We start from the raw sequence: 6,000 nt of genomic DNA on the forward strand, positions 1-6,000 counted from the left end.
CACGGTCGCCCGCGGCGAACGTCGGCGACATCCGGGCCGCGTTCCAGCGATCGTCAGGCGACGGTGACGCTCTCGTCCAGGTAGACGTCCTGGACAGCGTGGAGCAGCCGGATCCCGGCGGGCGTCGGCCGCTGGAAGGATTTGCGGCCCACGATGAGGCCCATGCCGCCGGCCCGCCTGTTGATGACGGCCGTGCGGACGGCCTGCGCCAGGTCGCCCTGTCCCGAAGAGGCGCCACCCGAGTTGATCAGTCCGACCCGGCCCAGGTAGCAGTTGGCCACCTGCCAGCGGGTCAGGTCGATCGGGTGGTCGGTCGTCAGCTCGTTGTAGACCCGGTCCGGCGCGCCGAAGTAGACGGTCGCCCGACCGCCACCGCGCCGAGATCGAAGGCCTGTCGTACGGAGGCGAACATATATGGCCGCGCCGAGTGCGGCAACATGAACGGCTGGCCTGTACTGCTCCACCTGGAACTCGGTCTGGGCGAAGGCGCTGAAGAACCGGAGATCAAGGCTTTCCGGAAGGCGACCCGGCGTTCGCGCGGAGCTCGGCCACGATCGTCTTGGACCATTGTTCGATCCGTTCCGGGTTGCGGAAGTCACCTCCCCGGCCGTTGCGCACAATCGCCTTGGCGATGAACCCGCTGGCCTGCTCGGTCAGCCGGCCGCCAAAGGTGGTGTGCTCACGCGCACCTAGCTTGCGGACCGCCTCGGCGGCCTGAGGCACAGGAGGGATCTGGCCGGCATCAGCGGAATCGTCCAGAGGGCCGCTGCTGAACAACCAGACCGGCTTGCCGTGCAGCGCCTTCGCGTGCCTGCGGGCGAACCCGCGCGCCTGGCGATGCCAGCGACCGGCGTAGAGTGCGCCGCCGAGCACAACGGCGTCGTACTCGTCGACGTCGCGTACCTTTCCAGCCGGGCGTGCATCGGCGTGCACCCCCTCGGCCGTGAGCGCGGTGACGATGATGTCGGCGATGCTCGCGGTCGATCCGTTCTTGGTGCCGTAGGCAACCAGAACTCTCGGTGCGTTCATAGCTGTCCCTCGATCCTGAGGTGTTGACGGACCGGCGGCGAGAGCGGCAGCAGGACGAGCACGATGCCGACGCCGCCGTAGACGACTTCCAGCCACGACCGTGACGGTGTCGATCACCGCAATCGGTCGTCACTGTCATACGCTCAACGTCGAACTTCGGGGTTGCCCCGGCCAGAGGCGAAACACCTCTGCGCCCCCGTCTTTGGTCCCTGTCCGACGAGGTTGCGCGGCTGCCAGCCGACGGGTGATGAACCATCCGGCCCCTGCTGAACCCCCAGTATCGAGTCCCGCCGCTGCCTGTCCTGCGGCGTCCGGACGTAGTGCCCAAGGTCCCTCCCCCGAGGCGACCTTCGCATCTAGGCTCGGCGGCCGCTGACGCGAACGCTGTGAGCGGAGGTATCCGCCATGACGATCAACAGCTATCCGGTGCGCGTGGAGGCGCCCCCCGACACCCCGCTGAACCGCGGGTTGTGGCCGGTCAAGAAGTAGATGTTGGGAGGCCCTCGGGATGACATGGCTGCGCGACTTCGCCGGGCGGTTCCGCCCGGCCGGTGTGCCAGGGGCGGCCGGTCCGGTCAGCGTGCCCGCGGACCGCCGCGCCGAACTCGAGGCCGAACTCGATCCAGTCTTCGCCGACCTGGCGGACCTCGCCGCTCGCTGCGCGGAGATCCGCGTCCAGGGCGAACATGCCGCCAACGCCCTGATTGAGAATGCTCGCGAGCGGGCGTCCGCTCTCGTGGCGGACGCCCGCTCCGAGGCCGACGCCACGCGGGCCACCGCCGCCGCGCACGGCCGATCCCAGGTCATAGCGGAGACCCAGGCGACGATCGACCACGCCCGGCAGGAGGCCGACGCGCTGCGCTGCCGGGCCCGGCGGCGGGTAGCCGACCCGGACACGAGCGTGCTCGCCTTGGAACACGCTGGAGACGGCCAGGTCGATCTGTTCGAAGCCGAGGTAGTCCTGGGCGAAGGCGACGGCGGTGCGGCCGGCGTCCAGATGCCATGGCTGGTGCCCGGCCGCGCGGTAGGACGCCATTCACGCCCACTGTCCCGTCGCCGTCGTCCAGTCGTGACGGCGCTCTGCCGGCGGCACTTAGGAGCAGATCATGAACATCCGGATAGTCCTGGTGGTGGCCGCGCTGGCCGCCGGGTGCGGCAGCACGGGACAACCGCAGGCCACCGCCACCGTGTCCGGTCCCACCACCACCGTCACGATAACGGCCATCGCGCCGCCCGCGACCGTCACGTCCCGGCCCAGCCCTCAGCAGCCGCAGGTGGCCGGGCGCTACCAACCGCTATGGCCCTTCTCCGACATCACGCAGGCCCGCGCCTGCACGCCGCGGCTGACCGAGCCGAGCGTCAACGCGCCGATGACGCCTCTGCCGTGGGAATATGTGGCGTTCCGTCCATCAGCACCGTGGTCACCTCGATATCCGGCCGCCGTTGGCGTGCCACGGCCGCGGCGTCCTGAAGAACCTTCTCACCGGTGCGGATGAGAGTGTCATCCCATTCCCCGGCGGTGTACTTCGGAATGTCATGGGGCCAGCAGTCCAGGGCGTGAACCACGCGCCGCAGCGCGCCACGGCGCTCGGCGTCGTCGGCGGCCCAGCGCAGGGCGGCATCGGCCGCGGTGGAACCGTCGGCCCCTACGGCGATCACATATGACATGACGTCTCCTTCCTGCAATCTCTCGCTTGAAGGGGGCCATCTCCAGGGCCGTAGCCCGTGTCGGCGGCGGTAGTGATGAGGATGTCCACCTGCGGTGGCTGGAGGAGGGTGTTGTGCACGGTGCAGTGGTTGATCACGGCGGCGAAGGCGGCACGCTGCTGGGCCGGCAACCCGGGGGCGGTGACCGTCATTCCGATGTGATCGACTCGGGCGGGCCGGCTTGCGAGGGTATAGGTGGCGGTGACCGTGAGGTCCGCGGCAAGCCCGTGCCTGCGCAGGAAACGACCCGCGTAATACCCCACGCACGCGGCGAGGCCGGCGACGAGCAACTCGACAGGGGTAGGACCGGTGTCATCGCCACCATCGTCGCGGGGCTGGTCCGCGCGCACGACGTGGTCGCGGATCCGGATGTCGTAGCGATCCGCGCCGGCGGATTCGACCCGGACCATGCCGGCCTGGCCGATGCTCATGATCTTGTTCCCTTCACGATGACGACGCCGGCGGGCCTGGGACGCCGGGCGGTCGCAAGCGGGCGAGTTGGAACGTCCGGACCAGATCGGCGCCGGTCACGATGCCCACGATCCGGCCGTCCTCGACGACCACCGCGAGCTGGTCGCCGGTCAGGGGCAGGTCCAGGAGAACGCTCGCCTCCTGCCCCGCCGACAGGATCCGGTCGGGCGGGAGTTGGCGCGCCAGGGAGTCCACCCGGGTGGTGCCACGCCGGCCGGGCGGGACGCCTTGGAACGTCTGCAACAGCACGTAGCCGGTGGGTGCGCCGGAGGTGTCGACGACGGGAAAGGCCGTCTGGTGAGTCTGGCTGGCCACGCTGGAGACGAAGCGATCGATGTCGAACCAGGCCGGGGCCGCCACAGGGTCGGTTTGTCATGACATCACGGACACGCATACCGGCCAGGCCGGCGCGCTCGCCTTTCAGCTCGGTCACTCCGCCCATCAGCCAGAGCGTGAGCGAGATGGCGCCCACCCCGGTGCGCTGCGCCACCAGCAGGTGCGCGATCTCGTGGGCCAACAGGCAGCCCAGGAACAGCAACGCGGTCACGACGGCCACGCTCCAGTAGATCAACGGGCCGCCCTCGCCGCCGGCGGCCGGCAGGACGGAGGCACCCAAGAGGGCAACCAACAGGACGAGCACCACCAAGACCGACCAGTGAGCCCCGACGGGAACCTTGGCAATGGTGCCTAGCCGCACATTCGGTCTCATAACTCCACGCTGTGCTCACCGGCGGACTGAGGACAGAGCATCTCGGCCCTACCAGCAGGGACGTTGGTCGCATAGTCGCCAGGTTGTACGTCTTGGCCGCTGCCGGAAGAGGCGATGTCTTGCCGACGCCTCACCTCCACGACCACCCGTGACGAAAGGCCGGTAGGTGACACGCCCACCGGCCTTCGCAGCGCGGCGATCAATGCCGTACTGGCTTCTCCGGGTCGATGACTTCATGGTCGATGATCGTGCGGGGTTCGCTCGGGCCGGCCGTGACGGGCAGCATGTGCCGTACCGTCGCGAGCAGCCACAGCGTGGCCGTAGCGGCGAAAAGCACCGTCAGAGCCACCTCGTTGGCCGCGATCAGACCGATCACGGCCGCGGTCAGGGCGGTCACCCCGAGAACGGTCGTGACAACGGTGTAGATCCGGGTGAACGTCGACCGCGATCCTGTGTACAGTTGGTCGGCCGCCCCGAGCGCGCATCCTCCGACCATGCCGAGCACCAGGATCGAGACCGTGGTCCAGCGGACGCTTGATGCCAGCAGCAGGTCACTGCCCTGCGTGTAGGCGACGTAGAGTGCCACCACGGCGGCCATGACCACGGTGGTGATCGCGTCCTTCCAAGTCAGCCTCATCGCCCGCACCTCCTTCCAGTTGGGTGAGGTACGGCTTCAGCTTTCGCTGCGTCACGCCACGGCCGTCAGAGGCGGAGGTCACCGGCTTGGCGGACTTCCGGCTGCCGCGCACCGGGGCGAACGCTGGGAATCCTGCTTCTCCCTGGACTACTCCCGAACTCGGCGGCGAGCCGGTGCGTGCGGAGCGGGCCCGTTCACCGTGAGCTCGCCGAGGTGCGGTCCTTTCTCCCCACCGCTGCCGCAGGAGGCGATGCGCTTGGTGCCTGCTCGTCGGCTGGCGTCGGAGTGCCGATCGCCTCGGGGATCTGTGCGCCGATTCCCGGCGGTCGGTGATGTCCCCGCCCGACGCGACCGCGCCGCCGTCGATGCAGCCGGCGCGCCAGCGGAATCACCGATGCGGCCAGCGCGAGCACCGCGACCAGCGGCACGACGAGGTCTAGTTGCCGGCGAAGCACCTCGCCGGTGACCGAGCCCAGAATCAGGTAGCCGACTACCCAGGCGGTCCCCCCGAGCATGGCCCGGCGCATGAACCCCCGGTAGGGAACCCCTAGCGCGCCCGCCAGGATCGGAGTAAGCGCATGCATTACCGGCACGAAGTAGGCGAATGCGAAGGCAGGGCCGCCGTCAGCGAGATCTGACATCGCCAGCTCGGCACGCCGCCAGCGTTCCGGCCCGACCCAGGCGCCGACGCGGCCCGCACGGAGCCACGGGCCGAAGCGGAGGCCGATCAGATAGCCCATGGAAGCGCCCAGGTAGCACCCTAAGACTCCGGCCACGGCCACCTCGGCAATCTCGGCCGGGCCGGCCAGGGCCATGCCGGCGATGAGGATCGCGGCGTCGCCGGGCACCAGCAGGCCGACAATCAGCGTGCCTTCCATGGCGAGCAGGAACAGCAGCGCTAACCCCACCATGACGGGACTCTCCCGATCCAGTGCCTGCAACAGCGCCGCGACGAACTCCTGGAACCTGTCCATCGCGGTCACAGCAGACGGGCGTGCGTCGTTTCGGCCATGATTCACAGGTATGCGCTCTCGCGCGTACCGCTAAGAGGCGAAAGACCCGAAGATGCCGGAGTTCAGGCCTCTCCACCGGCCGCCGCATCCAGGCCATGTGAAGGCCACGCGCATGAGGGTCGTGCTTGAACAGGTGGGCCAGCGCGTCGGCGTCGGCCAGGTCGTTGATCGCGACGATGTCCAGGCCCTGGGCATCCCGCAGGGCGGCCTGCGGATGGTCGAGAACGGCCTGGCCGCCTACGGCTACCAGCTCGACCCCCTGGTGAAGGAGATCTTCACCAAATACCGCAAAACCCACAACGACGGGGTCTTCGACGCCTACACCGCCGAGATCCGCGCCGCGCGCCGCTCGGGGGTCATCACCGGCCTGCCCGACGCCTACGGCCGGGGCCGCATCATCGGCGACTACCGCCGCGTCCCCCTGTACGGCGTGA

At 69.2% G+C, this 6,000-nt stretch carries 9 protein-coding genes and 1 pseudogene; 1 reads left to right on the forward strand and 9 read right to left on the reverse strand.

The annotated features are described in order from the left end of the window. Positions 1–53 precede the first annotated feature (53 nt). The 9 genes from ABGB08_RS34020 to ABGB08_RS34060 all read right to left on the reverse strand — a co-directional run bounded on the left by ABGB08_RS34020 (position 54) and on the right by ABGB08_RS34060 (position 5,527). The gene (locus ABGB08_RS34020) at positions 54–464 is read right to left on the reverse strand and encodes a hypothetical protein (RefSeq protein ID WP_347598871.1); all 411 of its coding nucleotides are present in this window, start codon (positions 462–464) and stop codon (positions 54–56) included. A gap of 40 nt (positions 465–504) precedes the next feature. Beyond that, complete coding sequence (locus ABGB08_RS34025) at positions 505–1,029, reverse strand: flavodoxin domain-containing protein (protein WP_347598874.1); 525 nt, start codon at positions 1,027–1,029, stop codon at positions 505–507. A 478-nt stretch (positions 1,030–1,507) separates the two neighbouring features. Beyond that, on the reverse strand, positions 1,508–2,065 hold the full coding sequence (locus ABGB08_RS34030; RefSeq protein WP_347598877.1) for a hypothetical protein: 558 nt from the start codon (positions 2,063–2,065) through the stop codon (positions 1,508–1,510). A 57-nt stretch (positions 2,066–2,122) separates the two neighbouring features. After that, on the reverse strand, positions 2,123–2,254 hold the full coding sequence (locus ABGB08_RS34035; RefSeq protein WP_347598880.1) for a hypothetical protein: 132 nt from the start codon (positions 2,252–2,254) through the stop codon (positions 2,123–2,125). 134 nt (positions 2,255–2,388) lie between these two features. Next, positions 2,389–2,697 carry a universal stress protein gene (locus tag ABGB08_RS34040; protein WP_347598883.1) on the reverse strand — a complete coding sequence of 103 codons (309 nt, stop codon included), beginning with the start codon at positions 2,695–2,697 and terminating at the stop codon, positions 2,389–2,391. Continuing rightward, positions 2,685–3,167 (reverse strand): OsmC family protein, encoded by a 483-nt coding sequence (locus ABGB08_RS34045; protein WP_347598886.1) that lies wholly within the window; start codon positions 3,165–3,167, stop codon positions 2,685–2,687. The genes ABGB08_RS34040 and ABGB08_RS34045 overlap by 13 nt, the downstream gene beginning before the upstream one ends. A 13-nt stretch (positions 3,168–3,180) precedes the next feature. Further along, a complete protein-coding gene (locus ABGB08_RS34050) occupies positions 3,181–3,567 on the reverse strand; it encodes a CBS domain-containing protein (protein WP_347598889.1) in 387 nt (128 codons plus the stop codon). 548 nt (positions 3,568–4,115) lie between these two features. Next, the gene (locus ABGB08_RS34055; RefSeq protein WP_347598892.1) at positions 4,116–4,553 is read right to left on the reverse strand and encodes a hypothetical protein; all 438 of its coding nucleotides are present in this window, start codon (positions 4,551–4,553) and stop codon (positions 4,116–4,118) included. Between the two features lie 194 nt (positions 4,554–4,747). Further along, on the reverse strand, positions 4,748–5,527 hold the full coding sequence (locus ABGB08_RS34060) for a VTT domain-containing protein (RefSeq protein ID WP_347598898.1): 780 nt from the start codon (positions 5,525–5,527) through the stop codon (positions 4,748–4,750). A gap of 280 nt (positions 5,528–5,807) precedes the next feature. On the opposite strand from ABGB08_RS34060, the pseudogene ABGB08_RS34065 reads away from it, so the two are divergent. After that, positions 5,808–6,000 (forward strand): annotated as a pseudogene (locus tag ABGB08_RS34065) (pyruvate formate lyase family protein); the annotation flags it as partial.

It is taken from the genome of Acrocarpospora sp. B8E8 (assembly GCF_039871605.1).
Lineage (GTDB): Bacteria > Actinomycetota > Actinomycetes > Streptosporangiales > Streptosporangiaceae > Acrocarpospora > Acrocarpospora macrocephala.